General features: G+C 64.9%; 22 protein-coding genes and 2 pseudogenes. 16 read left to right on the top strand and 8 right to left on the bottom strand.

The features are described from left to right. The first annotated feature begins 369 nt into the window (after nucleotides 1–369). Nucleotides 370–1,161, top strand: coding sequence for a hypothetical protein (locus GM656_RS12585; RefSeq protein ID WP_394352097.1), 792 nt, complete (start codon nucleotides 370–372; stop codon nucleotides 1,159–1,161). A 3-nt stretch (nucleotides 1,162–1,164) separates the two neighbouring features. Here the strand turns inward: GM656_RS12585 and GM656_RS12580 are convergent, their stop codons facing one another. Further along, nucleotides 1,165–2,370 (bottom strand): glycosyltransferase family 2 protein, encoded by a 1,206-nt coding sequence (locus tag GM656_RS12580; RefSeq protein ID WP_162414027.1) that lies wholly within the window; start codon nucleotides 2,368–2,370, stop codon nucleotides 1,165–1,167. An 836-nt stretch (nucleotides 2,371–3,206) separates the two neighbouring features. Here GM656_RS12580 and GM656_RS12575 point away from each other — a divergent pair. The 5 genes and pseudogenes from GM656_RS12575 to GM656_RS12555 all read left to right on the top strand — a co-directional run bounded on the left by GM656_RS12575 (nucleotide 3,207) and on the right by GM656_RS12555 (nucleotide 7,332). Continuing rightward, nucleotides 3,207–3,882: pseudogene (locus GM656_RS12575) on the top strand (IS6 family transposase). 390 nt (nucleotides 3,883–4,272) lie between these two features. Then, a pseudogene (locus tag GM656_RS12570) lies at nucleotides 4,273–4,908 on the top strand (IS6 family transposase). Between the two features lie 74 nt (nucleotides 4,909–4,982). Beyond that, complete coding sequence (locus GM656_RS12565; protein ID WP_162414026.1) at nucleotides 4,983–5,180, top strand: hypothetical protein; 198 nt, start codon at nucleotides 4,983–4,985, stop codon at nucleotides 5,178–5,180. Between the two features lie 72 nt (nucleotides 5,181–5,252). Beyond that, on the top strand, nucleotides 5,253–6,092 hold the full coding sequence (locus GM656_RS12560) for an inositol monophosphatase family protein (RefSeq protein ID WP_162414025.1): 840 nt from the start codon (nucleotides 5,253–5,255) through the stop codon (nucleotides 6,090–6,092). A 91-nt stretch (nucleotides 6,093–6,183) separates the two neighbouring features. Beyond that, nucleotides 6,184–7,332 carry a DUF63 family protein gene (locus tag GM656_RS12555; RefSeq protein ID WP_162414024.1) on the top strand — a complete coding sequence of 383 codons (1,149 nt, stop codon included), beginning with the start codon at nucleotides 6,184–6,186 and terminating at the stop codon, nucleotides 7,330–7,332. A 21-nt stretch (nucleotides 7,333–7,353) separates the two neighbouring features. On the opposite strand, the gene GM656_RS12550 is transcribed toward GM656_RS12555, so the two are convergent. The 3 genes from GM656_RS12550 to GM656_RS12540 all read right to left on the bottom strand — a co-directional run bounded on the left by GM656_RS12550 (nucleotide 7,354) and on the right by GM656_RS12540 (nucleotide 12,204). Beyond that, entirely contained in the window at nucleotides 7,354–9,063 is a 1,710-nt protein-coding gene (locus GM656_RS12550; protein WP_162414023.1) for a YcaO-like family protein, read from the bottom strand. 31 nt (nucleotides 9,064–9,094) lie between these two features. Beyond that, nucleotides 9,095–9,913 carry a transcriptional regulator TbsP gene (gene tbsP, locus GM656_RS12545; RefSeq protein WP_162414022.1) on the bottom strand — a complete coding sequence of 273 codons (819 nt, stop codon included), beginning with the start codon at nucleotides 9,911–9,913 and terminating at the stop codon, nucleotides 9,095–9,097. A gap of 212 nt (nucleotides 9,914–10,125) precedes the next feature. Continuing rightward, entirely contained in the window at nucleotides 10,126–12,204 is a 2,079-nt protein-coding gene (locus GM656_RS12540; RefSeq protein ID WP_162414021.1) for a hypothetical protein, read from the bottom strand. A gap of 169 nt (nucleotides 12,205–12,373) precedes the next feature. Between GM656_RS12540 and glyA the strand changes: the two genes are divergently transcribed. Continuing rightward, the gene (glyA, locus tag GM656_RS12535) at nucleotides 12,374–13,621 is read left to right on the top strand and encodes a serine hydroxymethyltransferase (protein WP_162414020.1); all 1,248 of its coding nucleotides are present in this window, start codon (nucleotides 12,374–12,376) and stop codon (nucleotides 13,619–13,621) included. 18 nt (nucleotides 13,622–13,639) lie between these two features. Here the strand turns inward: glyA and GM656_RS12530 are convergent, their stop codons facing one another. Further along, a complete protein-coding gene (locus GM656_RS12530; RefSeq protein WP_162414019.1) occupies nucleotides 13,640–13,987 on the bottom strand; it encodes a hypothetical protein in 348 nt (115 codons plus the stop codon). A gap of 260 nt (nucleotides 13,988–14,247) precedes the next feature. On the opposite strand from GM656_RS12530, the gene GM656_RS12525 reads away from it, so the two are divergent. Both GM656_RS12525 and GM656_RS12520 read left to right on the top strand, forming a co-directional pair. Continuing rightward, nucleotides 14,248–15,141 (top strand): bifunctional methylenetetrahydrofolate dehydrogenase/methenyltetrahydrofolate cyclohydrolase, encoded by an 894-nt coding sequence (locus GM656_RS12525; RefSeq protein WP_162414018.1) that lies wholly within the window; start codon nucleotides 14,248–14,250, stop codon nucleotides 15,139–15,141. Next, entirely contained in the window at nucleotides 15,142–15,630 is a 489-nt protein-coding gene (locus GM656_RS12520; RefSeq protein WP_162414017.1) for an NUDIX domain-containing protein, read from the top strand. It begins immediately after the preceding gene. A 37-nt stretch (nucleotides 15,631–15,667) separates the two neighbouring features. On the opposite strand, the gene GM656_RS12515 is transcribed toward GM656_RS12520, so the two are convergent. Further along, entirely contained in the window at nucleotides 15,668–16,387 is a 720-nt protein-coding gene (locus tag GM656_RS12515) for a DUF7117 family protein (protein ID WP_162414016.1), read from the bottom strand. Between the two features lie 59 nt (nucleotides 16,388–16,446). On the opposite strand from GM656_RS12515, the gene GM656_RS19135 reads away from it, so the two are divergent. After that, nucleotides 16,447–16,593 (top strand): hypothetical protein, encoded by a 147-nt coding sequence (locus tag GM656_RS19135; protein ID WP_174242979.1) that lies wholly within the window; start codon nucleotides 16,447–16,449, stop codon nucleotides 16,591–16,593. Nucleotides 16,594–16,851: 258 nt separating this feature from the next. Here GM656_RS19135 and GM656_RS12510 read toward each other — a convergent pair whose 3' ends face one another. Continuing rightward, nucleotides 16,852–17,124, bottom strand: coding sequence for an amphi-Trp domain-containing protein (locus GM656_RS12510; protein ID WP_162414015.1), 273 nt, complete (start codon nucleotides 17,122–17,124; stop codon nucleotides 16,852–16,854). 210 nt (nucleotides 17,125–17,334) lie between these two features. Here GM656_RS12510 and GM656_RS12505 point away from each other — a divergent pair, with 210 nt between their 5' ends. After that, nucleotides 17,335–17,610: a PadR family transcriptional regulator gene (locus GM656_RS12505; protein ID WP_162414014.1), complete on the top strand. Its 276-nt coding sequence runs from the start codon at nucleotides 17,335–17,337 to the stop codon at nucleotides 17,608–17,610. A gap of 151 nt (nucleotides 17,611–17,761) precedes the next feature. After that, a complete protein-coding gene (locus GM656_RS12500; RefSeq protein WP_162414013.1) occupies nucleotides 17,762–19,036 on the top strand; it encodes an MgtC/SapB family protein in 1,275 nt (424 codons plus the stop codon). On the opposite strand, the gene GM656_RS12495 is transcribed toward GM656_RS12500, so the two are convergent. Next, entirely contained in the window at nucleotides 19,033–19,359 is a 327-nt protein-coding gene (locus GM656_RS12495; RefSeq protein ID WP_162414012.1) for a hypothetical protein, read from the bottom strand. The two genes, GM656_RS12500 and GM656_RS12495, sit on opposite strands and share 4 nt — an antisense overlap. A 269-nt stretch (nucleotides 19,360–19,628) precedes the next feature. On the opposite strand from GM656_RS12495, the gene GM656_RS12490 reads away from it, so the two are divergent. The 4 genes from GM656_RS12490 to GM656_RS12475 all read left to right on the top strand — a co-directional run bounded on the left by GM656_RS12490 (nucleotide 19,629) and on the right by GM656_RS12475 (nucleotide 23,627). After that, nucleotides 19,629–21,425 (top strand): sensor histidine kinase, encoded by a 1,797-nt coding sequence (locus GM656_RS12490; RefSeq protein ID WP_338401351.1) that lies wholly within the window; start codon nucleotides 19,629–19,631, stop codon nucleotides 21,423–21,425. A 38-nt stretch (nucleotides 21,426–21,463) separates the two neighbouring features. Further along, nucleotides 21,464–22,438: an A/G-specific adenine glycosylase gene (locus GM656_RS12485; RefSeq protein ID WP_162414010.1), complete on the top strand. Its 975-nt coding sequence runs from the start codon at nucleotides 21,464–21,466 to the stop codon at nucleotides 22,436–22,438. A gap of 125 nt (nucleotides 22,439–22,563) precedes the next feature. Beyond that, complete coding sequence (locus tag GM656_RS12480; protein ID WP_206673706.1) at nucleotides 22,564–23,175, top strand: winged helix-turn-helix domain-containing protein; 612 nt, start codon at nucleotides 22,564–22,566, stop codon at nucleotides 23,173–23,175. Next, nucleotides 23,172–23,627 carry a hypothetical protein gene (locus GM656_RS12475; protein WP_162414009.1) on the top strand — a complete coding sequence of 152 codons (456 nt, stop codon included), beginning with the start codon at nucleotides 23,172–23,174 and terminating at the stop codon, nucleotides 23,625–23,627. The genes GM656_RS12480 and GM656_RS12475 overlap by 4 nt, the downstream gene beginning before the upstream one ends. Nucleotides 23,628–23,642 lie beyond the last annotated feature (15 nt).

Below are 23,642 nucleotides of genomic sequence, written 5' to 3'. Positions count from 1 at the left end.
TTGCGGGTAATCCGGTCCTGAATATCGAATTCAATATCGATAATTTGTGGGCCAAGTATTTGTTCGGGAGTTGGTGAACAGTAGGCAGTTCAAATGCCGGATAGGGACACATTACCAGAACCGCTGATCTCTATTACTGAATCCATTATCGAATTCGGTAGCAGTAATTGGAGAGTACCCGACCGGATTCGGCTCTGTCACCGGTCGTCTGCGGACGGCCGACGGCCGCGCTCGGTCAGGGTGAGCGTGCTCGTCGCACTGCTAGTCGTCGCGGGAACGGGACTGCCGGTGGCGGGGGTCGCGCCGCAGTCGGCGGTCTCGGATGGCGGCGGCGCGGGTTCCCCTGAGCACGCGGCGACTTCCACCGCGGTGAACGATACCGAGCGGGAGATGGTCGATTCCGACGGCGACGGCCTCGCTGATGAAGTCGAACTCGAGGATCTGGGAACTGCGCCGAACCGGACCGACACCGACGGCGACGGCTACCCCGATGGGATGGAAGTCCGCTGTACCGGGATGCTTCCCGACGCGGATCCGCTCCGGACCGACATCTACGTCGAGGTGGACGCGGCCGGACCGGAGATGCTGAGCGACGACGTGCGGCGTTCGGTCCGAGAGACGTTCGCCGACGCGCCGGTTTCAAATCCGGACGGATCGACGGGCATCGACGTCCACCTCGTCACGAACGACACCGGACTCGACGCAAACGGGACGGTGTACTCGAAACCTCGTGACGGTCCCAGAAACGACATCTACGACTTCCGCTCGACCCACTTCGACCACCGCGATGCGGGCTACTACTACGTCCTGCTCGCCGACGACGTCGCCTACGCCGGTGACGACTACTACGTCGGCGCGGGCCGTCCGGGCATCGCCGCGCTGGAACCGTTCGACGCCACGCGGATCACCGCGTCGCTGTTCATGCACGAATTCGGACATGCGGTCGGCCTCAATGCGCATCAGGACGGTATCGACGAACGCCGCTACTCCACCGACGAGTACGATAGCGTGATGAACTACAACGGCCTCTACACCCAGCTCACGTACTCCGACGGAACCGATAGCGTGGGTCGGGACGAATGGACCTACGTCGCAGAAGACCGGTACCGGCCCGCGGTCAGTTGCGCGGCCAACGGGACGTGCGCGAGCGTGTGTGCGTGAGGGCTACTGATCAGCGAGCATGCTCATGAAGAACGACCCGAAGACGGTCTGGACGCCCAGAATCACGACCGTCGACGCGAACAGGGTCGCCGTCGCCCCGGGAAGTGCCGCTTCGCCGGCGACGAGCCAGCGCCCGAACACGCTCGCGAGGTACAGGAGCCCCGCGACGGCGACGGCGACACCGACAGACGCCCCGTGTTCGAGCTGGAAGTGTCGCCTGATCGTGCCTACGAGCGCGCTGGATGGCTCGCGGATCGGGTCGGCGGCGATCGAACTGAACAGGGCTAGCGCCCAGATCTGATAGCCGACGATCGCGAGGAGCGACCCACCGACCATCGTCTGGAGGCCGAAGTTGACGCCGCCGAGGGTAACTGTCGGCAGCGACAGCCCCATCAATACCGCTCCAACTGAGACTAGCAGCAGCGCCGGATAGGAGAACAGGTAGTCCGGCGCGTTCACGAGCATGAACCGGACGTGTCGCCAGCCGTCTCTGAAACTGTCGAGCGTCTCCTCGCCCTCGCGCTCGTGATAGACGATGGGGACTTCCTCGATGGTGAGGTCGTTCGCGCCGGCCTCCATGATCATCTCGCTGGCGAACTCCATGCCCGTCGTCTCTAGCTCTAGCGTTTCGAGCGCGTCTTTGGTGAACACGCGGAAGCCGCTGTGTGCGTCGCTCACGCCCGCCCCGTAGAAGGTGTTCAGGAACCGCGTCAGGAGCGGATTACCCACGTACTGGTGCAACGGGGGCATCGAACCGTTCCTGATCTCGCCCTCCAGCCGACTGCCCATGCAGATGTCGGCATCGCCGCTCTGGACGGGTTCGAAGAGACGAGGGAGCGCTTCGAAGTCGTAAGTGGTGTCCGCGTCCCCCATCGCGATGTACTCGCCTCGCGCCCGTTCGAAGGCGTAACGGTAGGCGTAGCCGTATCCCTCTCCGTCGGGTGTGACGACTGTCGCCCCCCGCTCGCGGGCCAGGTCAGGTGTCGCATCGGTCGAGCTGTCGCTCACGACGATCTCGGTGGGCACGCCCAACTCGTCGACGGCGGTCTTGATCCGGTCGATACACTCCACGATACCCTCCTCCTCGTTGAGCGTCGGCATCACGACGCTCAACACCGGTGTGACGTCGCTGTCCGGCGTGACGATGAAGTCGGGTTCCGATTCGACAGCGGGTTCCTGATGGTTGGCTTGGTTTGCGTTTATCGTCATTCCCCTTCCAGTGGGGTTCTCTCTCCGCTCCGTGGGACCCCTGGTCGGTCACTCGTCAGTCTCTCACCTGTTCGGGCGGTATGGGTGTCAGTCATAGGTGCTGTGGCAATCCAACGGTGACTCGATGAGTTACCGATCTCACACGTTACTCGTCATGTCAATCCAATTTCTCATAAAGCTGTCGGGTAAAAATGTGTGCAATTAATCATGGCATTAAGGTCGGGCTAACGTGTCCGCTAGGTGGCTAGATCGACAAGATACGAAGAATACCTTGAAAGACAATGAGGAGGTGGAAAAGTGAAAAATCGGATCGGTCGGTGAGCGAATTAGACAACTGCTTTTTATATCATGCAATGACTATATTTGACCGCGCCATCAAAACTAACAGATAATTTATCAATAGTGCCCAACCGAGACAATAGATAGATTTCAGACAAATTCACAGAGGATCTCGCTGACCCGTCTCGTGGGTTCCTGCGACGATAGAACGCGGGCGCGCTGGGACAGAGCGGAACGGCAGTCGTAGTCATATCGGACGGCGAAGCCAGTCTCTGACTTCACTTCCCATCGCGTGGGCGCGCGGAAACTTCCGTTTACTCAACTCGAACAGCGTTTTGACGGTCAGCCCGAGTACGAATACGAGCCCGAGAACCACGATGATCGAAAGGTCCTTTCCCGACCGGAAAATTCCCCGGAGAGACATCATACACGCACTCATAGCGATTATTGGTAAATTGTTGCGGCCCAATTCTCAGAAGCCATAACGGTCTGCCGGGAAGCGGTGGCGGTGTTTAGTTAAGCGTGAAAAGTGAGGCGGGAGAATTTCTTGCTGGTTCATGGCAGAAATCACCCGCCTCAACGGTCATAGAGACTGGGTTGATTTGGATTTTGTGGAGCGCGAGCGGACACCCGGGTGGGCGGTGGCGTTGGGTATTCAATCACACGTTGCGGGACTCTCGCTGAGGAATACCGTTGAATTACTCGACTGTTTGGGTGTCCAACGGAGTCGGAAAGCCATCCATGATTGGGTACAAAAAGCTGATTTACAGCCTAAATCGGGGAAATCTCCGAATCAGGTCGCGCTCGACGAAACAGTGATTTGGATCAACGACCAGCAATTCTGGCTGTACGCCGTCCTCAGAATGGCTATGCCATTCTGATGGGCTGCGCAAGAGCTGTGCTCTTGCGAACGCCGCCGATCCCCAATCGAACGAACTGCTTCACGTCCGGTTGTATTCAACGACCACGACCGCTCTCACCGAAATTTTCCTGCGAGAACTGCGGCAGGAACACGATGTCGAAACCTCTGAATTTCTTGTCGACGGTGCACAACACCTCCAAACTGCACTTTCCCGAGTTGGCCTCCGATTTCAGATGCGTCGCCACGGAAATCGGAACGCCATCGAGCGAATTTTTCGAGAACTGAAGCGCCGAACCTCGTCGTTTTCAAACTGCTTCAGCCACGTTGAACCCGAAACAGCCGAAAATTGGCTGCAGAGTTTCGCACGCTGACACAATGCTCCAAACTAAACACTACCAAGATTAAAACCTATCATATGAGTGTTGTCTAATAGAAATGAAAAATTGGCAAATATATTTGATTATTCTTGTTGGTGCAATAATCTTACTTATCGGTTTCAGTATGCCGACCGGCAGGTGTGCCTATGGCACGGGTTTAGAGCAGCAGTGTACGCAGGATGTGGCAGCCCAAGCAGTAGCTTTTTCAACGATGGTTGGCGGTTTTGTTACACTGGTCTCCGGAACGTATCTCCTTGTGTTTCGATCATAACTATATCGAGGCATTTTCGAGGGTCGTGTTTAGTTAAGCGTGAAAAGTGATGCGGACGGATTTCTTGCTGGTCTATGGCAGAAATCAGCCGCCTCAGCGGAAGTAGCGACTGAATTGATTTGGATTTTGTGGAGCGCAAGCGGACACCCGAGTCGGCGATGGCGCTGGGTATTCAATCGTACGTTGCGGGGTTGTCACTGTCGAATACCGACGAATTGCTCGAAGCGCTGGGTGTCCAACGCAGTCGAAAAGCGATTCACGATTGGGTGCAAAAAGCCAATCTACAGCCCGAATCGGGTAAATCTCCGAATCAGATCGCGCTTGACGAAACAGTGATTCGAATCAACGACCAGCAGTTCTGGCTGTACGCCGTCCTCAGAATGGCATAGCCATTCTGATGGGCTGCGCAAGAGCTGTGCTCTTGCGAACGCCGCCGATCCGCAGTCGAATGAACTGCTTCACGTCCGGCTGTTTGCGACGACTACGACCACTCTCACGGAATTTTCCTGCGAGAACTTCGCCAAAAACACGATATCGAAACTGCCGTGTTTCTCGTTGATGGCGCTCAACACCTCCAAACTGCGCTGCAACGAGCTGGCCTCCGATTTCAGATGTGTCGCCACGGAAATCGGAACGCTGTCGAGCGAATTTTTCGAGAGCTGAAACGTCGCACCTCGTCATTTTCAAATTGCTTCAGTCACGTCCAACCGGAAACAGCCGAAAACTGGTTGCAGAGTTTCGCACGCTGACACAATGCTCCAAACTAAACACTACCTCTCGTCCGGGGCGTAGATTTATTTCGCTCCGTATGATATATATTGACATGGCGACCGACCAGTCTGAGGCGGACCTGCGCGTGCCACCGCTCGAGAACACGGCGTTCTTCTCCATCGAGAACGACGACGGGTACGTCCGTATCGAGCAATCCCTGGGGAATCAGGTCCTGTACACGCCAAGCGAGGCGCGAGACATCGCCGAGGAGATTCTCGACGCCGTCGACGGGGCCGTCGAGACGGACTGACCGCTCTCTCCGCGCGCGGGCCGTTTTGCTGGAAGCCGAGGTGGTTTGAACGAGGGACGACCAGCGGCTGATATGACTGATGCGCACCACCGGGCGGCGGTCGCCGAGCGGGCGGCCCGCGCCGGCGGCGTCGTCGCACGCGAGGGGTTTCGGGGATCGTTCTCCGTCGAGTCGAAGGCCAACAAGAACGATCTCGTCACGGAACTGGACCGCGACGCTCAGCGGCAGGTCGTCGCCACCGTCCGCGCGGAGTTTCCCACCGATGCGTTCCTCTGCGAAGAGCCCGTGACGACGCTGGGAGCGGGCGAAAACGCCGAGGGAGCGACCGAGGTGGACGACGTGCCCGAGCGGGGACCGGCCTGGATCGTCGACCCCATCGACGGGACCGCGAACTACGTCCGTGGAATGCGCCTCTGGGCGACGAGCGTCAGCGCCGTCGTCGACGGCGAGCCCGTGGCGTCGGCGACGTACGCGCCGTCACAGGGCGACCTCTACGCCGTCGGCCCCGAGAGCGCCACTCGTGACGGGACCGAACTCGCCGTGAGCGACCGGACCGACCCCGAGACGTTTGCGGTGGCGCCCGTCGGCTGGTGGGACCGCGACGAGCGGGGCGAGTTCGGCAGTCTCTGTACCGCCATCGCCGAGCGCTTCGGCGACGTTCGCCGCCTCGGGTCGTTCCAGTTGACGCTCGCACACGTCGCCGACGGCGCGCTCGAGGGGCTGATCTGCACCCGGCCGATGAACCCCTGGGACACCGTCGCCGGCGTGCAACTGGTCCGACGGGCCGGCGGGACGGTGACGGATCTCGACGGCGAGCCCTGGAGCCACGACAGTGCCGCCATGGTCGCCTCCAACGGCGAGGCGCACGACGCGCTCGTCGCGGCCGGCAACGAGGCCCTCGGCGGCGAATGAGCCGTCTCGGCGAAATCGCTGACCGGCCGATTTCGTCCGTCACGCGCACGCGACCGGAACGCTAAAACCGCCAGCCACCGGTCACACGGCCATGGCAACGTACGAGCGAGTCGTCGGTGATTTCGACTCCGGGCAGCTCTGGCTCGGGTCGTTCGTCGCGGTCGTTCTCGTCGGTATCGGGGCGGTCTTCGCGGCCCCACAGTTGGTCTGGGACCGGTTCCTCTGGCACTACTTCTGGGGGCCGGTGTACGCGGACGCGATGGCCGCGAACTGCGCCGTCATGTCCCCGGTTGGCCCGGAACCGCTCTACGAGGGCTGTGCGGCCGCGATTCAGGAAGGACGACTGGTCGCCGAACCCGGCTACACCATCGTCTCCGAGGTGGGCTACATGCTCATTCTCGTCTACATGCTCGTCGGCGTCTACCTCCTCCTGGAGCGACTGGAGATCGCGGAGGACCCGAAGCTCTACTTCGCGTTCGTCCCCTTCATGCTGCTCGGCGGTGCGCTACGCGTCGTTGAGGACGCCACCGACCGCGCGGTCGAAGCCGGGGTCGATCCGCTCGTCGACTACCCGCTGTCCTCGCTCATCATCAGCCCCGTCATCTACGGGACGGTGTTCCTGCTCACGCTGCTCGTGCTCGTCGTCTGCGTGAAGCTCGATAACGACGGCGTCGTCGACAGCTACTACCGGACGACCGGGGTGGTCGGTACGACCCTCGTCCTCGTCACCCTGCTGTACCTGACGTTCGTGGCGGTCACCACCGACTACTCGCGGCTCTATCCCAGCGTCCTCATTACGACGGTCGGGATCGCCTCAGTACTGTCGTACGGCCTCTACCGGCTGTTTGACCGGTACTGGCCCGCGGTCAACGACGGGACCGGCACCATCGGTCTGCTCGTCATCTGGGGGCACGCCATCGACGGGGTCGCGAACGTCCTGCTCGCGGACTGGCTCGACGCGCTCAGCGTCCCGCTGACCTACTACCCGAAACACCCCGCGAACGCGTTCATCATCGAGACGACGGAGGCGATTCAGCCGGCCGCGCTCTCGGCTGCCATCGGCACGTCCTGGCCCTTCCTCGTGGTCAAACTGGCCGTCGCCTCGCTCGTCGTCTCGCTGTTCAACGAGGAGTTCATGGAGGACAGCCCGCGGTACGCGCTCCTGTTACTCATCGCCGTGACCGCGGTCGGCCTCGGTCCGGGGACGCGCGACATGCTGCGCGCGACGTTCGCGATCTGAGCGTCGGGCGGTCTCACTGTTCTACGGGAACGGGTGATGGTCCCTGTCGAGGCGCGGCTCGAACCCCATGTCGCTCGGCACGCGCTCGGCGCGCCCGCCGAAGAACGACTCGCCGAAGAACAGCGGCTGTGCCGACGGACAGACCACGCGAACGGCCTCGAAGCCGAGCTGTTCGAGGTCCCGCGTCGTGAGCCGGGCGCCGCAGGGCGTCAGGCCGGCATCTGTCGCCCGCTCGCAGAGCGCGTCGAGTTCCGCCTCGCCGGACAGGTCCGCGTCGGAGCCGAGGCCGTCGAGCGGCACCGCGGTCTCGGTGTCGGTCATCCCGGCCGCGTCGCCCGGCGACTCGGCGTAATGGCCGATCGCGCCCTCCGCCTCTTTCGCGCCGTCGGGTCCCATGCCGTCGAGTTCCATCCAGTTCTGGAGGGCCTCTTCGAGCGCGCCGACGGCGGCCGCCCCCGGATCGAGGTCGGCGTCGGTCCCCAGCGCGAACCGCGGCCACGACTCCCCTTCCAGCGCGACGGTGACGACGGGCACGTCCACGTCCTGGGTCAACAACAGCGGCGTCACGTCCAGCCCCTCCGACTGCGCGCGCCGTCGCAGCGTGTCGAAGCGGTCGTGGTCGTCGACGGTCACCCGGAGCGGGTCGAACGTGGAGTACCACGACAGCATCGCGGCGTCGCGCTCGATGACCTCGTACAGGCCAGTCACCAGCGCCTCCGTGACGGTGTTGCCGAGGCCCAGGCCGGTCGTCGTCGCCGTCCTGACTGCGTTCGACGGCGGCGGGTACAGGACCGTCTCGGCGGGCAACGACCGCTCCGAACCGGTCGCGAGGTCCTCGGCCGGATACCACGGAATCGCCCTCTCGTCGTCCCACCCGGATTCCGCTCTGACGAACGCCGACGGATCGACGGCGTCGGCCTGGGACTCGACCGTCCCGCTCGGGAGGTCGGCGACGCAGTAGACGCCGGCGGCGTAGCGCTCGTAGCTCTCGCCCAGCGCCTTCATGAACGCGGTGTCCCAGTCCACCGCGACGCCGGCGGCCTGTCTCGGTGCGGTCACGTCGCTGAAGCCCGCCGTGTCGGCCAGCGTCGAGAGGTAGTACGGGGACGGGAACGACCGCGCTTCCCCGACCTCCCCCACGATTCCCACCCGGTCGTCGAGGCCGATTTCGGCCCGTGAGAGCGCCTCGCTGTCGTGTGCCGTCTGGTGTCCCGCGTCGAGTCGGGGAGCCGGCGAGTCACCGCAGTCACACCCCGGGACGGGGAGGAACCGCCGCTCCGTGTGCGGGAGTTCGACCACGGTCCCGAACAGCGCCCGCTCGCCGTCGAAAAACTGCGTCAGGAGCCGTCCGGTCAGCGAACCGGCGAAGCGCTGCGTAGCGGCCGAAGGGGCTTCGGTCGGCGACTCGGACCCGTCGACCGTCGCTTCCACCCGCCGGCGAAGGCAGTCGAAACAGCCGGTCTCCGGCCCGAACGCGCTGATCGCGGCGTCGGTCACGGGAACGCCGCCGACGCCGCCCAGTTCGACGGCCACCCAGGGCGTCCCGGCGTCGCTGGCTCGGTCGGACGCGGACTCGAACGCCGTCGCGCCGACGGTATCGACGACGACGAACAGGTCTGCAGGCGATTCGGTCGGTGTCGAACTCCGCGTCAGTGCGACGTCGATATCGGCGAGAAACTCGGTGAGTGAGGCGACCGCCGGCCCACTCCCGACGACTTCGACAGTTGGCATGCCGAAGGCGTCGGCGTGAACGGGGAAAAACCTATGCGGCGAGCATCGACTGGGCGACTGTCGCAAGCTCGTCCGGTTCGGCGTCCTTGAGGCGCTCGTCGCCGAGCATCAGGCGGAGCCGCGGTCGGCCGACGTCGATGGGAACCTTCTCGGTGTCGATGAGGTTCATGTCCTCGAGCTTGGTCTTCGTCCGGGAGAAGGTCGCCTTGCTGGCGAGGCCGACGTCTTCGCCCCACTTGCTGATGTCGTAGAGCAGTTCGCCGTTGCGGGCCGCGACCAGCAGACTGATGGTGACCTCGTCCAGGCCGTCACCGTCGCCGCGGGCCGTCGACAGCGAACTCAGCACGTCGTCGAAGTCGTCGGCGGTCTCCTGACCGATGTCGGATTCGAGCGTGCTGCGGACGCGGTTGAGCGGCGGCGTCCGGAGCGAGTACTCGTCGGCGTCCGCCCAGGTCGATTCGTAGTAGTCGTAGGCGGTGTCGACGAAGTCGCCGTCGTCGGTTCCGAGACCGCCGACCGCGTCGTTGATGGTGACGAGCGCGTACACCGCGTCCGGTGTCACGGCGACGGAGTGGTTCGGCACCTCACCGAGCAGTCGCATCTCGAGCCTGTCTTCGTCGATGAGGTCGGCCGCGGTGCTGGCGACGAGGAAGTCGTCCATCACGTCTTTCAGTGCGCGCTCGTCGGCGAGCAGTCGCACCTCCGGAGCGTCGGCGTCCGCGTCGAGCGTCGAGACGAGTTCGGCGACGCTCTGACGGGACGGATTGACGACGTACACCGGTTCGGTCGTCGACTCGAACACTGCCCCGAGCATGGAACCGACGTCGTCCTGCAGGAGATTTGAAGTCATTTTCTTCTGCCAGTATATAGCGCATTAATATATTTAATTTTACCGGCCGATATGTGTTGATTTCTCGTCTCACGGCTCAACACCCACAGAATATTCGCGATAAAAATATCGACACGGACGAATAAGCAGAACTCGATATCAGGGCTGGAAAATGCGCTATGCTGGCGGTCGCTGTGGTCATTGAACGGATTCGAAGCCGCCCGCCGGGCCGTTCAGAACCCGCTCTGAAGTCGCGCGGCCAGGTCGTCGGACCAGTGGAACTCGCCGTCGTAGATGACCGGCAGCGACGTCCCGGACAGCGCCGCGGCCAGTTCGTCCCGTTCGAGCGTGTGGGTCGTCTGCTCACCGTTCAGCACGGCGCCGTCGCCGAACGGTAGCCGGTAGCTCTCGCCCGGTCGCTCGGGCGAGACGACGGTGCAGTCGAGGTCGAAGCCCGACTCCGACTCCGACAGCCAGACCACCGCGGGCTGGTCCGGGCACGGGATGATCGAGTACGTCCCGTCCCCGACGACGGCGTAGTCTTTGCACATCATGATCCGGCGGCGAGCGAGTTCGAGCGCCCGCTGGATGCTGAAGCCGTTGCACAGCAAGCGGGCGAACGCGGTCCCGACCAGCGCGGCGTGTTTGTCGAGCACGTCTGTGAACGTCACCGCGCCGGCGACGGCGCCCTGCTCGACGAGATCGAGTCCCTGCTGATAGGAGCCACAGGCGTTCAGGAAGAAGGTCTGGGTACCCGTGCCGTCGAGCGACGACAGCGGGAGGTTGCCGTCCGGGCAGCGCAGTCCGACGTCGTCGCAGTGGCCGATGAAGTGGACGAAGTCGGTCTGACGTTCGAACGCGTCGGCCAGTTCGGCGACCGATAGCCGCTCGTTCACCCGGACGTCCATCGGGAGGTCGGCGGCCCGGTAGATCTCCGTCACTTCGGTGTGTTCGTCCGCCATCTCCTCGTCGTTGAGAACCACCGCGACGGTCGGCTCGCTATCGCACCGACACTCGAACCGGTACCGGTTCAGGTAGGCTTCTGGTGTCGTCTTGCAGGCGTCGATCGGGTTCCCGGGCGCGAGCCAGGCGTGTAGCTGCCCCTCTCGAAGGGTCGGTTCGATCATGGACGGGCGCTCGGCCGAGCCGCGACACAGGTACGAGTCCGCGAGGGTCTTGTCGAGGAGGTCGCTCTGATCGAGCTCGGATCCGTCGGGTAGGTAGACGAGACTGAGACGTTCCAGCAGAAAGGGAAGACATCGTACTCGATCCGCCCGCGGCTCGACGTAGGTCGAGAGCGGCCACTCGGGGAGGATACTGTTTACCGCGTCGTCCGAGACGTCGACGTAGCGTTCGAGTCGCTCCGCGGGAGGCAGCGAGCAGACCGCGTCCGCATCGAGCGAGAGGGCGGCTGTGATCCGGTCTCCGTTCTGGTCCGGGTCGATGTGCCTGACTTGGCAGTCCAGGTAGAACACCTTCCGGAGCAGTTGCGCGACGCCACACTGGAGCGAGGAACGCTCGCCGAGCGAGATCGAGACGTCCGTCCCGTCGGCGGTCAGCAGCGCCGAATCACGCGATTCGACGGTGACCTCCGCACCGAGGTAGTACGCTAGCGGGGCGGTGACGAGCACGTCGGCGACGCGCTCCGGGACGCGGAGACGGATTCCGGTGTCGGGTCGACACTCCCGAACGGCCTCGGGGATCTGTACCGGCTCTCCCGTCGCGACCAGCGGCGGATGCCCCCGGAACTCGGGATGTGATCGCGACGGCTTCATCGTGTGGAACGCGCTGCTCATGTAGGTAACCGCCGTCGCGAGTCCAGCGGGCGTCTCGGGGACCTGTATCTGCGGCCGAGACTCGCTGGAAACCGACACGAACCCGAGCGTGACGGCCGTCCAGTCGTCGAAGGCGAGAACCGTGGTGGTACCCAGCGAACGCACGTAGGCGGGACCGTCGAAGCGGAGATGGATGCGAATCTCGTCTGCGTCGGCGAACGGCGACGCTCGATCGGCCACCGCCGCGGGCGCCTGCATCGTCAGGAGAAACGTCCCTTCGGGGAGTTCTGACAGCGTGCCCCGATACGGCTCCGCGTCCAGCCGGGACAGCGTCGGCTCCACCGCCGGCAGCGCGATCTCGGTGACCGTTCCACGGTAACACTCGTCCGCCGGGCGCTGGAGCTGTTCGGTCCCGACGGACACGCTCCTGTGCAACTGTCGTACCAGCGCGGCCGGGTCGACTTCGCTTCCGTCCCACTCCGTCGTCGAATCCGCGTCCCCGTCGACCTCCACGCCTGACACCCCCCAGGCGACCATACACTGACATGTGTGTCCTTATTCAATAAATACATATGGGTACCATCAATTGACATGTGAACGCCGGTTACTAACGACTTCGCCGAAGCTCCGATCCGTTACGTGCCAGTCAGCCGCACGCCCGCACCAGAGGGGTAGATTATTGTCCGCCGGGTTCCGAGGCGCACACATGACCTACGAGACTGTACGGGAGTCCGACCCGGCAGTAGCCGATGCGCTCGAAGGCGAGCGGACACGACAGAACGACACGCTGGCGATGATCGCCAGTGAGAACCACGTCAGCGAGGCCGTCATGGAGGCCCAGAGCTCCGAACTGACGAACAAGTACGCCGAGGGCTATCCCGGCGAGCGCTACTACGGCGGCTGTGAGTACGCCGACGACGTCGAGGAGATCGCTATCGACCGCGCGAAGGAGCTGTGGGGCGCCGACCACGTCAACGTCCAACCACACTCCGGCTCGCAGGCCAACATGGGCGTCTACCTCGCCATGCTCGATGCCGGTGACAAGATACTCTCGCTGGACCTGACCCACGGCGGCCATCTCAGCCACGGCCACCCGGCGAACTTCGCCGGCCAGGTGTACGAGGTCGAGCAGTACGAGGTCGACGACGAGACGGGCTACATCGACTACGAACAGTTGCGTGAGACGGCCGAAGCGTTCGAGCCCGACATCATCGTCTCGGGCTACTCCGCGTACCCGCGCGAGATCGAGTGGGAGACCATTCAGGAGGCCGCCGACGCCGTCGACGCGTATCACCTCGCCGACATCGCCCACATCACCGGCCTCGTCGCCGCCGGCGTCCACTCCTCGCCGGTCGGCATCGCCGATTTCGTCACCGGTTCGACGCACAAGACCATCCGTGCCGGCCGCGGCGGCATCATCATGTGCGACGAGGAGTACGCCGACGACATCGACTCCGCCGTCTTCCCCGGCACCCAGGGCGGTCCCCTGATGCACAACGTCGCCGGCAAGGCCGTCGGCTTCGGCGAGGCGCTCGCCCCCGAGTTTGAGGCGTACGCACAGCAGACCGTCGACAACGCCCGCGCGCTCGGCGACCGTCTGCAGGAACACGGCCTCGACCTCGTCTCGGACGGCACGGACAACCACCTCGTCCTCATCGACCTCCGCCCCTCCCACCCAGACACCACGGGCAAGGACGTCGAGGCGGCGCTCGAAGAGGCCGGTATCGTGCTCAACGCGAACACCGTCCCCGGCGAGACGCGCTCGGCGTTCAACCCCTCGGGCATCCGCGCCGGCACGCCCGCGCTCACGACCCGCGGCTTCGACGAGGCCGCCTGCGAGGAGGTCGCGGACCTCATCTACGAGATCGTCGACGCGCCCCACGACGACGCGGTCATCGCCGAGGTCAGCGACCGCGTCGACGAACTGACCGACGAGTACACGCTGTACGACTGAGCGGTTCCGAACGTCCTGTTACCGGTGATACCGGTTTTCGTCGCTGACGCCCCTGAACAGCATCGAGAACGGGACCAGGATCGCCATCGCGACGGCGATGAGCGCGAGGACGGGGAGCGGCGGCAGGAACGCCAGTGCCATCGCGACCGCGTCCCCCTCCGCGGCGTCGACGGCAGCGGCCGCTCCGCTGTCGTAGATGAGCGTATACATGACGCCGAGCAGCAGGGTCATGAACGCGATCGCGTAGAGCGTCCGAAACGGACGGGTGACGATCTCGACGGCGTTGCGCCGGACTCGCCTCACTTTTCGGTTCGAGTTTCGGTTCGTTCCGCTGACGAGCAGACCCAGGAGCCGTCGTACAACCATGTGACACAATGGATGGCTGACAGCATGAGCGTATCCCCCGAGTACCACCGACGCGCTCGCCCGAGGCGTGCGGCGTGCCCGCTGACTGTTCACCACGCAGGCCGTTGCGTTCGGCGTGACCGAGCGACAGGACGCGTCGCGCGGTCCGGACCGCCGGTCGTTCACCGAGGCGGACTGTCCCTGAAGACCGGAGCCGATCGCCACCGAGCGCGACCCGAATCCGGGACGTTCATACGCGGGCGCGTCACCAACACTACCTAATGACCGATATCATCGACGGCAACGCCGTCGCCCAGTCCATCCGCGACGACCTGACGGACGCGATCGACCAGCTCGCCGACGAGGGCGTCCGCCCCTCGCTCGCGACGGTGCTGATGTCCGACGACCCCGCGAGCGAGACGTACGTCTCGATGAAGCAGAACGACTGCGAGGAGGTCGGCATCGAAGCCATCGACATCGACATCGACCCGGACGCCGACGCGGCGGAACTGTACGACACCGTCGACGACCTCAACGCCGACGAGAACGTCAACGGGATCCTCGTCCAGATGCCCGTCCCCGACCACGTCGAGGACCGCGAGGTCCTGCGCGCCATCGACCCGCTGAAGGACGTGGACGGCTTCCACCCGGAGAACGTGGGCCGCCTCGTCGCCGGCGACGCGCGCTACAAGCCCTGTACGCCCCACGGCATCCAGAAGCTCATCGCCCACGCGGGCGTCGACACCGAGGGGAAAGACGCCGTCGTCGTCGGCCGCTCGGACATCGTCGGCAAGCCGATGGCGAACCTGTTCATCCAGAAGGCCCCCGGCGGCAACGCGACGACGACGGTGTGTCACTCCCGGACCGAGAACCTCGCCGAGCGGACCCGGAGCGCCGATATCGTCGTCGCCGCGGCCGGCGTCCCCGAGATGATCGACGGCGACATGATCGGCGAGGGCGCGACGGTCATCGACGTGGGTATCAACCGCGTCGAGGCGGACACCGAGAAGGGCTACGAACTGGTCGGCGACGTGGAGTACGAGAGCGCCAAAGAGAAGGCCGGCGCGATCACGCCCGTTCCCGGCGGCGTCGGCCCGATGACCCGCGCGATGCTGCTGTACAACACGGTCAAGGCCGCCGGCCTCCAGCACGATGTCGCGGTCGACCTCCCCTGAATGCCGTCGCTGTCGGCGTTCGCGGAGCGGGACGTCTACACCCGCCGCGTCACGCGCGAGACCGATCAGCGCGGCCTGGCCAGTGTCCGCGACCGGGCCGACCGCGGGCTCTGCTGGGCGGTCGGCGCGCTCGTCGCCGACGCCGACGACAGGATCCTCTTCGTCTACGAGGACGACACCTGGAAGCTCCCGGGCGGCGGCGTCGAGGCGGGTGAGAGCCGCGAGGGGGCGCTGCAGCGAGAGGTCGCGGAAGAGACCGGCGTCGAGATCGCCGTCGAGGACCTGGCCGCCGTCACCGAAGTGACGGTGACGACAGCGGACGCCGAGCGGAGCGAGACGTTCTTCTTCGGGACGTACCGCGGGACGCCGGAGACGACGGCGCTCGCCGACGACCCCGGACTGGCCGACGAGGGGATCGAGCGGGTCGCGTGGCGGGACGCGGTGCCGGAGAACTGCCTCGACCGGGACCTGCTACGGCGATTGCGGTAGCCGTCGCGAGCGCGTTCGCCAAGGGGGCGGCGCGGCCTCAGGTGTCTACGTCTTCGATACCGGTCAGCCAGTTCTCTGCCCTGACGGCGGCGCTCTCCTCGCCGGTGACGAACGAGCCAAGTTCGCGCGCCGCGTGGACGAGTCGGTTCGCGTCCGCCGGGTCCACGTCGCCGTCGAGGGCCTCGATCCGCTTACGGTGGTCCCGGATCCGACCGGAGAGCCGCCGCGCGTCGGCATTCGGGTTCGCGTCGAGGTACGTCCGAACGTCGCCCTGGTAGCGCTCTATCGCGGTCGCCATCGCCAGCCCGTACGGTGCTCTGAGGGCGTTCGGAACCTCCTCGGGCGTCGGTCGGTCGCCGGCGTCAGCACCACCGAGCAGTTCGTAGAAGTACCGCTCCGTCGGGTCGTCGACGCGCATCTCCCGAGCGACGTGCGCGCCGACGTGCTGGAGTTCGACCGCGGCGACGTACGTCTCCGACAGCGGTCTGAGTTCGCCCGCGTCGATGAAGCCGCGCTTCTGGGCGTACTCGCGGCAGGCATCGGCTGCCTCGCTCGCGATCTCGCGGAGCGGGTCCGCGTCGATGCGGTTCCTGACCGGCGTCAGGTCCAGCGTCGCCGGCGAGTCGGTGTGTTCCGTTCGCTCGCCGACACCAACGCTGTGAAGGCTGCCACACTGCGGACACTCCACGCTGCCGGTCTCGTAGTAGGCCCAGCGCGTGCCACACTCCTGGCACTCGCGCTCCCCGCGGATCTTCATGTGCGACACTCGGTGGGCCGCCCTCAAGATTGTTCCGCGAGCGCCGCGTACCGGCGAGCATGCGCTCGGAAGACGAGATCCGCGAGCAGTACGACTTTCTCGCCGAACAGCTGGACTCGGATGAGATGGACCACGAACGCGTCCGGATGATGTTCACCCACTACAAGCGGGCGCTCGGGTGGGTCCTCGAGGAGGAACACATATAGGATGTGTGCGACGTTCCATCCAGTTCTGTTCCGAAAGCTAACATCTGCAGGACAGGGCCGGTACATTTAAGTTATTCAGCCTCATTCGACCAAGTGACGCTTCGCTTGGAGGGCCGAAGCGTCAGCGGGGACCAATTCAGGGCGGCAAGCGGTCGCGTTTTTCGCGACCGCTTTCCACTTACTTCGCTGCTACACTCTGAGTGACGGCTGTTCACGGCTGTTCTGTCGATCACGTCGATCCGAAAAATCGAGTGTTCGCTACTCGATCGACAGCTCGTCGTCCGTCGCGTGTTCCGGCCACTCCAGTTCGACTTCGATACTCAGTTCGCCGTTCCCTTCGGCAGGTCCCTCGCGCTCGGCTTTCACTTCGAACTCCAACTGTGACGGCGGGGCGAGCGTCACCGATTGCTCGCCGGCGCTGAGCGTCACGTCCGACCCTTCCTCGAGGGAGTCAGCCAGGCTTCTGAGGTAGTCCGCCACGGCGCTCCGGTCGAGAACGCGCTCGTTCTCGAAGAGGACAGTTTCGACCATAGCGAGTATACGCCCTACTAACAAATAATCTCATCGCCATCAGTTTCCAGAGAGTGATGTAGATTTGATGCTATTTCGTGAGAAATGTAACGCCAGATTGGCGGCGTTTCTGATCCGTATTCGGGGATTTAGCTATCGGAGAAAACGACAACTACTCTATGTCGACATATTTAAGAGTATAGATACATAATCATTACATAGGACCAACTGATGCACGACCTGACAGGCTTCCAGCGGGACCTCCTGTACGTCATCGCCGGCAGGGAGGAGCCCCACGGACTGGCGATCAAGGAGGAACTCGAGGCATACTACGAGAAGGAGATCCACCACGGTCGCCTTTACCCTAATTTAGACACCCTTGTAGATAAGGGCTTGGTCGAGAAGGGGCAGCGCGACCGCCGGACGAACTTCTACACGCTCACTCGTCGCGGCCGTCGAGAGATCGACGCGCGACGCGACTGGGAAGACCAGTACGTCGACCTATAGTCCGTGCCGACGGCGCGGCCTCGTACACCGACGAGCGGCGGCCGTACGCCACGCGACGGCTTCTGCGTTCGACTACCGCCGTTTGACGGCCCCACCGCACGCTCACTGCCACACCCCGACCACTTTACCCGACCCCTGTCGTAGACGAACCGTGAACGCGCTGTTGCAGTTCGACCCCGCGCCAGTCCAGGCGTCAGTCCTACACATCCTGCTCGCGGGCGCGCTCGGGATGTTCCTGGGATTAGAGCGCGAATGGTCCCAGAAGTCGGCGGGGGTCAGGACGTTCGCGCTCATCAGCCTGCTGGCCGCGGTGTTCACCCTCACCGAGAGCCAGGCGCTGCTGGTCGTCGGCGGCGTGCTGGTGATCGTTCAGGGCATTCTGCTGGCGGTGCAGGGCCTCCTCGACGACGGAGACGGCGAGGGGCTGTCGCTGACCACGTCCGTCTCGATGCTCGTCGCCTACGGCGTGGGCGCGCTCGTCGCGGAGGGGTTCGTCCTCGAAGGCGTCGCCGTCGCCGTCTTCTCGTCGCTCTTGCTCGTGCTCAAGCGCGAACTCCACTCGCTCGCGTGGGGCCTCTCGCGCGAGGAACTGCGCTCCGCCTCGGAGTTCGCCATCCTCGCGTTCGTCATCTACCCGCTCCTCCCGGCCGAACCGGTCGAACTCCCCGGCGGACTGCTCGATATCAGTGTCGAACTCCGCGTGATCTGGCTGATGGTCATGTTCGTCGCGGGCATCGGCATCGTCAACTACGCCATCGTCCAGAGCTACGGCGGCCGCGGCATCGCCGTGACCGGCTTCTTCGGTGGATTGGCGTCCTCGACCGCCGTCGTCGGGACGATGCTCGACCACGTCCGTCAGCGGCCGGACGCGGCCTCCTACGCGGTGGCCGCGATCCTGCTGGCCGACGCCGCGATGGCGCTGCGAAACCTTCTCATCACCGTCGTGTTCACCATCGAGCGCGGTATTCTCGTCGAGGCGGTCGTGCCACTGGGCGCGGTCATCGTCGGCAGCGTGGCCATCGCGGCCTACACCGCAGACTGGTCGGAGACGGTCGATATGGGGCTCGAGAGCCCGTTCTCGATGCGAAACGCGCTGTCGTTCGGCGGAGTCTTCTTGCTCGTCGTCGTCCTGGGCGGCGTCGCGCAGTCGCAGTTCGGTACCGCCGGGCTCTACGTCACGTCCGCACTCAGCGGGCTGGTTTCGAGCGCCGGGGCGACGACTTCCGCCGTGTTACTGTACCGCGGCGGCGCGATCGACGGCCCGACAGCGATGGTGGCTATCCTCGTCGCGACGGCGGCCAGTATCGGCGTCAAAGCGGCGCTGACGGCGCCCGGACCGAACCGGTCGTTCGCCTCCCGCGTGGCGTTCTGGAGTTCCGTCGTACTCGGCGTTGCGACCGTGTTCGCGCTCGGCCTGCTCCTCTAGAACTGGTAGCGCCGGTCGTCGTTGTCCTTGTCCTGGGGGAACTGGTTCCCGGTCATCTCGTCGAAGGTCATCCCCGAGAGGTACTCGTCGTACGTGCAGTCGTAGCCAGATCGGAGGTGGAAATCGAGCGTCCCCCGGTCGACGGTGGACTGAAAGAGCATGTGGACCGCGCGGCGGACCAGTTCGTCGGTGTCGTCGGGGTCCATCGCGACCGACAGCATCGCGAGTTCGTTGCGCGTCTCGCGGTCGAGCGACACGGAGAGGTCGTCGCCGAGGTCGCTGTACGACGCTTCGAGGTCGTCCTGCAGATCGTCGAGGCTCATAGCGCCCCTGAAGTCCAGCGCGAGGAAACCCCTTACGACTCCGAGCGGAACCGATCAGTTGACGACGCACGACCGTGATAGTGGGTAACTATCAAGATAATAAATTTTATCAAATGGAATGTTAATAGCATATGCGACGGTCGTCCTCCGACCGATTTGGGGTAACAATGACGGGTTCTGGCGGCGGACCACGGGGTGGTCACGGGGGTGAGTGCAGCGCCACCGACTCACCGAACGGCGGCGAGAGCGCCAGCCGTCTCGGTCGGCTGGTGCCGACGTTCGTATCTCGGAACTACGCGGCGAAGTTCTCCGTCGCGCTGCTCGTCGTGCTCGTCGTGCTCTCGGCGGTCGGAGCGGTCAGCTACCACCAGATCCAACACCGGGTCGAGCGCGACGCGACGACCGACCTCCGGACGTCGGCGTCCCACCACGCCGACGCCGTCGCTGCCTGGCGAGCCGACACCGCGTCGATGACGGCCACCGTCTCGTCATCGCCCGTGTTCGGCGAGGGGACGACCGCCGACGTTCGCCGGCACCTCGTCGCGAGCCTCGCGGCGGACGCGTCATCGGTCCGCGGGCTTTATTACGTTACTTCCTCAGGCGGCGGATACACGGTCGTCGCCAGCACCAACGTGTCCGCGTCGGGAACGTCGGCGGCCGCGGTCGAACCGTCGTGGACTGGTGCGCTCGACGACGCGATGGACGCCACCGGTCCGACCCGGACCGTGACGACGTCGTCGGTCTACGCCGACGGCGACACCGCGACGGTCGCGTTCGCGAGTCCCGTCGCCAGCGCGGACGGCGCGCTCGTCCTCGTCGCGACGATTCCGGACGACCGCCTCCGGACCCATCGACAGGAGTTCGAGACGACTCTCCTTACCGCCGAGGGCGAACCGATGGTCGCCGCCGCGCAAACGGGCGGTGTTCCAGTGCGGGAGGATGGCGTCGAAGCGGCCGTGGCGGGCGGTCATCCGATCGTCGAAACCGACGGTGCTGTCACGGCGTACGCGACGGTAAACGGTACGAACTGGATCGTCGCCACGTCGGCGGACACCGCGTCGCTGTACGCGACGAGCCACACCATCCGGCGGAGCCTCATCGTCATCGTCGGCACGGCAATCGTCTCGCTGTCCGTGTTGGGCGCGGTCCTCGGCCGGCACACCCTGCTGCCGCTCATCCGCCTCCGCGGGCGCACGAAGGCGATGGAGCAGGGTGACCTCGGCGTCGACCTCTCGACGGCCCGCCGGGACGAGATCGGTCGCCTGTACCAGTCCTTCGCGAACATGCGCGACGCGCTCCGCACACAGATCCGAGAGGCACACGAAGCGCGCGAAGCGGCCGAGCGGTCCAGCCGGGAACTGGAGCGCCAGAACGAGCGCTTAGACGAGTTCGCGTCGACGCTGAGCCACGACCTCCGGAATCCGCTGACCGTCGCCCGCGGCCACGTCGAACTCCTCTCGGCCCGGCTGTCGGACCTGGACGCCGACGGCGACGACCTCCAGACCCACGTCGAGAAGCTGGAGGGCGCACACGACCGCATCGAGTCGATCATCGACGACGTACTGACGCTGACGCGGAAGGGAGCGAGCGTCGAGGCGACCGCGCCGGTCCCGCTCGAGGCCATCGTCACCGACGCGTGGGACAACATCGACAGCAGGAATGCCACGCTCGACGTACGGGAGAGTCGGACCATCCACGCCGACCGCTCGCGCCTCCTGCGCGCCTTCGAGAACCTCTTTCGGAATTCTATCGACCACGTCGGCGACGACGTGACCGTCTCCGTCGGCCTGACCGATCACGGCTTCTACGTGGCCGACGACGGCCCTGGCATCCCCTCCGAGGAGGTCGACGACATCTTCGACTACGGCCACACGACCAGCGACCAGGGGACCGGTCTCGGCCTCTCGATCGTCAAAACGATCGCCGCCGCCCACGGCTGGCGGCTGTACGTCGACACGACGTACGTCGACGGCGCGATGTTCGTCTTCGCGGACGTGTTCGACGCCGACGAACCGGACTGGTACGGGACCGACTTCGAGTGGGTCGGCGTCGAGTCCGACGGCTGACCGTCACGCACAAAACAGGACGGCGCTAAGGGCGTCGCATGAGCGACCAGTCGCAGGCGGCCGAGCGTCCGGGGTCCGTCCCCGGGGACCCGTCCGCCGTCCAGCGTGCGCTGATCGAGTGGTACGAGGCGGACCACCGCTCGTTCCCGTGGCGCGAGACCGAGGACCCCTACGAGATTCTCGTCTCCGAGGTGATGAGCCAGCAGACGCAACTGGACCGCGTCGTCGACGCCTGGACGGACTTCCTCGACCGCTGGCCGACCGTCGCCGACCTCGCCGCCGCCGACCGCGCGGACGTGGTCGGCTTCTGGACCAGTCACTCGCTGGGATACAACAACCGCGCGAAGTACCTCCACGAGGCCGCGCGCCAGGTCACTGAGGGCGAGCTCGGTCCGACGGACCGGTCTCACGGGGGCGGTGACGCCGGTGGCCAGTGGCCCCGCGACCCCGACGGCCTCAGCGACCTGATGGGCGTCGGCCCCTACACCGCCAACGCCGTCGCCTCCTTCGCGTTCAACAACGGGAACGCCGTCGTCGACACCAACGTCAAGCGGGTGCTGTACCGCGCGTTCGACGTTCCCGACGAGGACGACGCCTTCGAGGCCGTCGCGAGCGCGCTCATGCCCGACGGTGAGTCGCGCGTCTGGAACAACGCGATCATGGAACTGGGCGGCGTGGCCTGCGGGAAGACGCCCGATTGCGACGGCGCGGCGTGTCCCTGGCGCGAGTGGTGTTCTGCCTACGAGACGGGCGATTTCACCGCGCCGGACGTGCCGACCCAACCGGAGTTCGAGGGGAGCAGACGGCAGATGCGGGGCCGCGCCATATCGACGCTCAAGGAGTACGACCGGCTCGAACTCGACGAACTGGGGCCGCGAATCCGGGTCGACTACGCCCCGGATGGGGAGTACGGCCGCGACTGGCTCCGCGGGCTGCTCTCTGACCTCGACGACGACGGCCTCGTCGAGCTAACGGAGCGCGACGGCGAGACGGTGGCTCGACTCCGGCGGTGAGAGTGTCCGGACAGCCCCCGCGAAGCGAGGAACGATAGCGCTGTCTCCGCGCGATTGCCCCCACCGTTGCAGGTCAGCATGCTGGTCCACAAATTATTATACTTGTGCGACGTAGTCTACACACGATGTCCGAGGAACTGCGTCCGTCGGGCCGCCTCCGGTCAGACGGCGGAACAGGCGGCCGTGACGTAAACGACAGCGTCGTCGACGAGTGGGTCGAGGAAACGACGCCATTCGAGCGTGTGTACGATGTCGTTCGGCGGACGTACGACCCGCAATCGGCCGAGGCGGTCGGCGACCGTGCGCGCGTCTCGCCAACCACGGCGCGAAAGCACCTGCGAACGCTCGAAGATGCGGGCGAAGTGACGGCGTCGCAGGACGGACAGACGACGCTGTACCGCCGCTCGGAGACGGCCGTCGTCACCGAGCACGCGAAGGCGCTTCTCGCAGAGCGGACCACCGAAGAAATCGCGTCGGGCATCGCCGACATGAAGGCGACGATCCGGGACTGGCGCGACGAATACGACGTCGAGTCCCCCGAAGAGTTCGCCCGCACTATGGACGTGGACGACGCGGACGACGACCGCGGGGCGCTCCTCACGGAGTGGCAAACGACGCGGCGCAATCTGGCACTCGCGCAGGCCGCGCTCGCGATTGGGGAAGCCAGCCGGTCGGGACTCCTCACTGGGACGGACTCGGACGAGGACGGTAACGGCGACACGTCCGCTGTCGTATGACCGACGAGGGCGAACGGCCGGAGGTGTTCGGCCCGATCGACGCCGGCGCGTTGCGTGAGATCCGCGATCTGTTCCGAAACCGGGAGCCGCTCGTAGAGACGGCCGAACTGGACGACCCGCTGAATCCGCAGACGCTCTCGGTCACTGTCTCTGACGGTGTCGGTGACGCGGATTCCGCGCGCTTCGACATCCGGTGGAGTCTGTCCGGAAACTACGCGGTCCACTACACGGACGATCGAAAGCGGAACTTCCGGTTCGACTGTCATCCGAAACCGGACGCGCCGACGCGGCACTTCCACCCGCCACCGGATGCTCCCAGCCGACCCGTGGAGGCGTCGTGTATTACCGTCTCAGAGACGGGGCTCGTCGCGCGGGCGGTCATCCAGCGATGGCGGTACGCGTACGACCGCGGCGCGTTCGACGGTATCAACGACGGCCAGAACCCACCCTGACCTTCTGGCCACTCC

Source organism: Haloarcula salina, assembly GCF_010119195.1.
GTDB lineage: Archaea > Halobacteriota > Halobacteria > Halobacteriales > Haloarculaceae > Haloarcula > Haloarcula salina.
The sequence above is the reverse complement of the archived record's forward strand: the minus strand, read 5'-3'. Positions and strand labels throughout refer to the sequence as shown.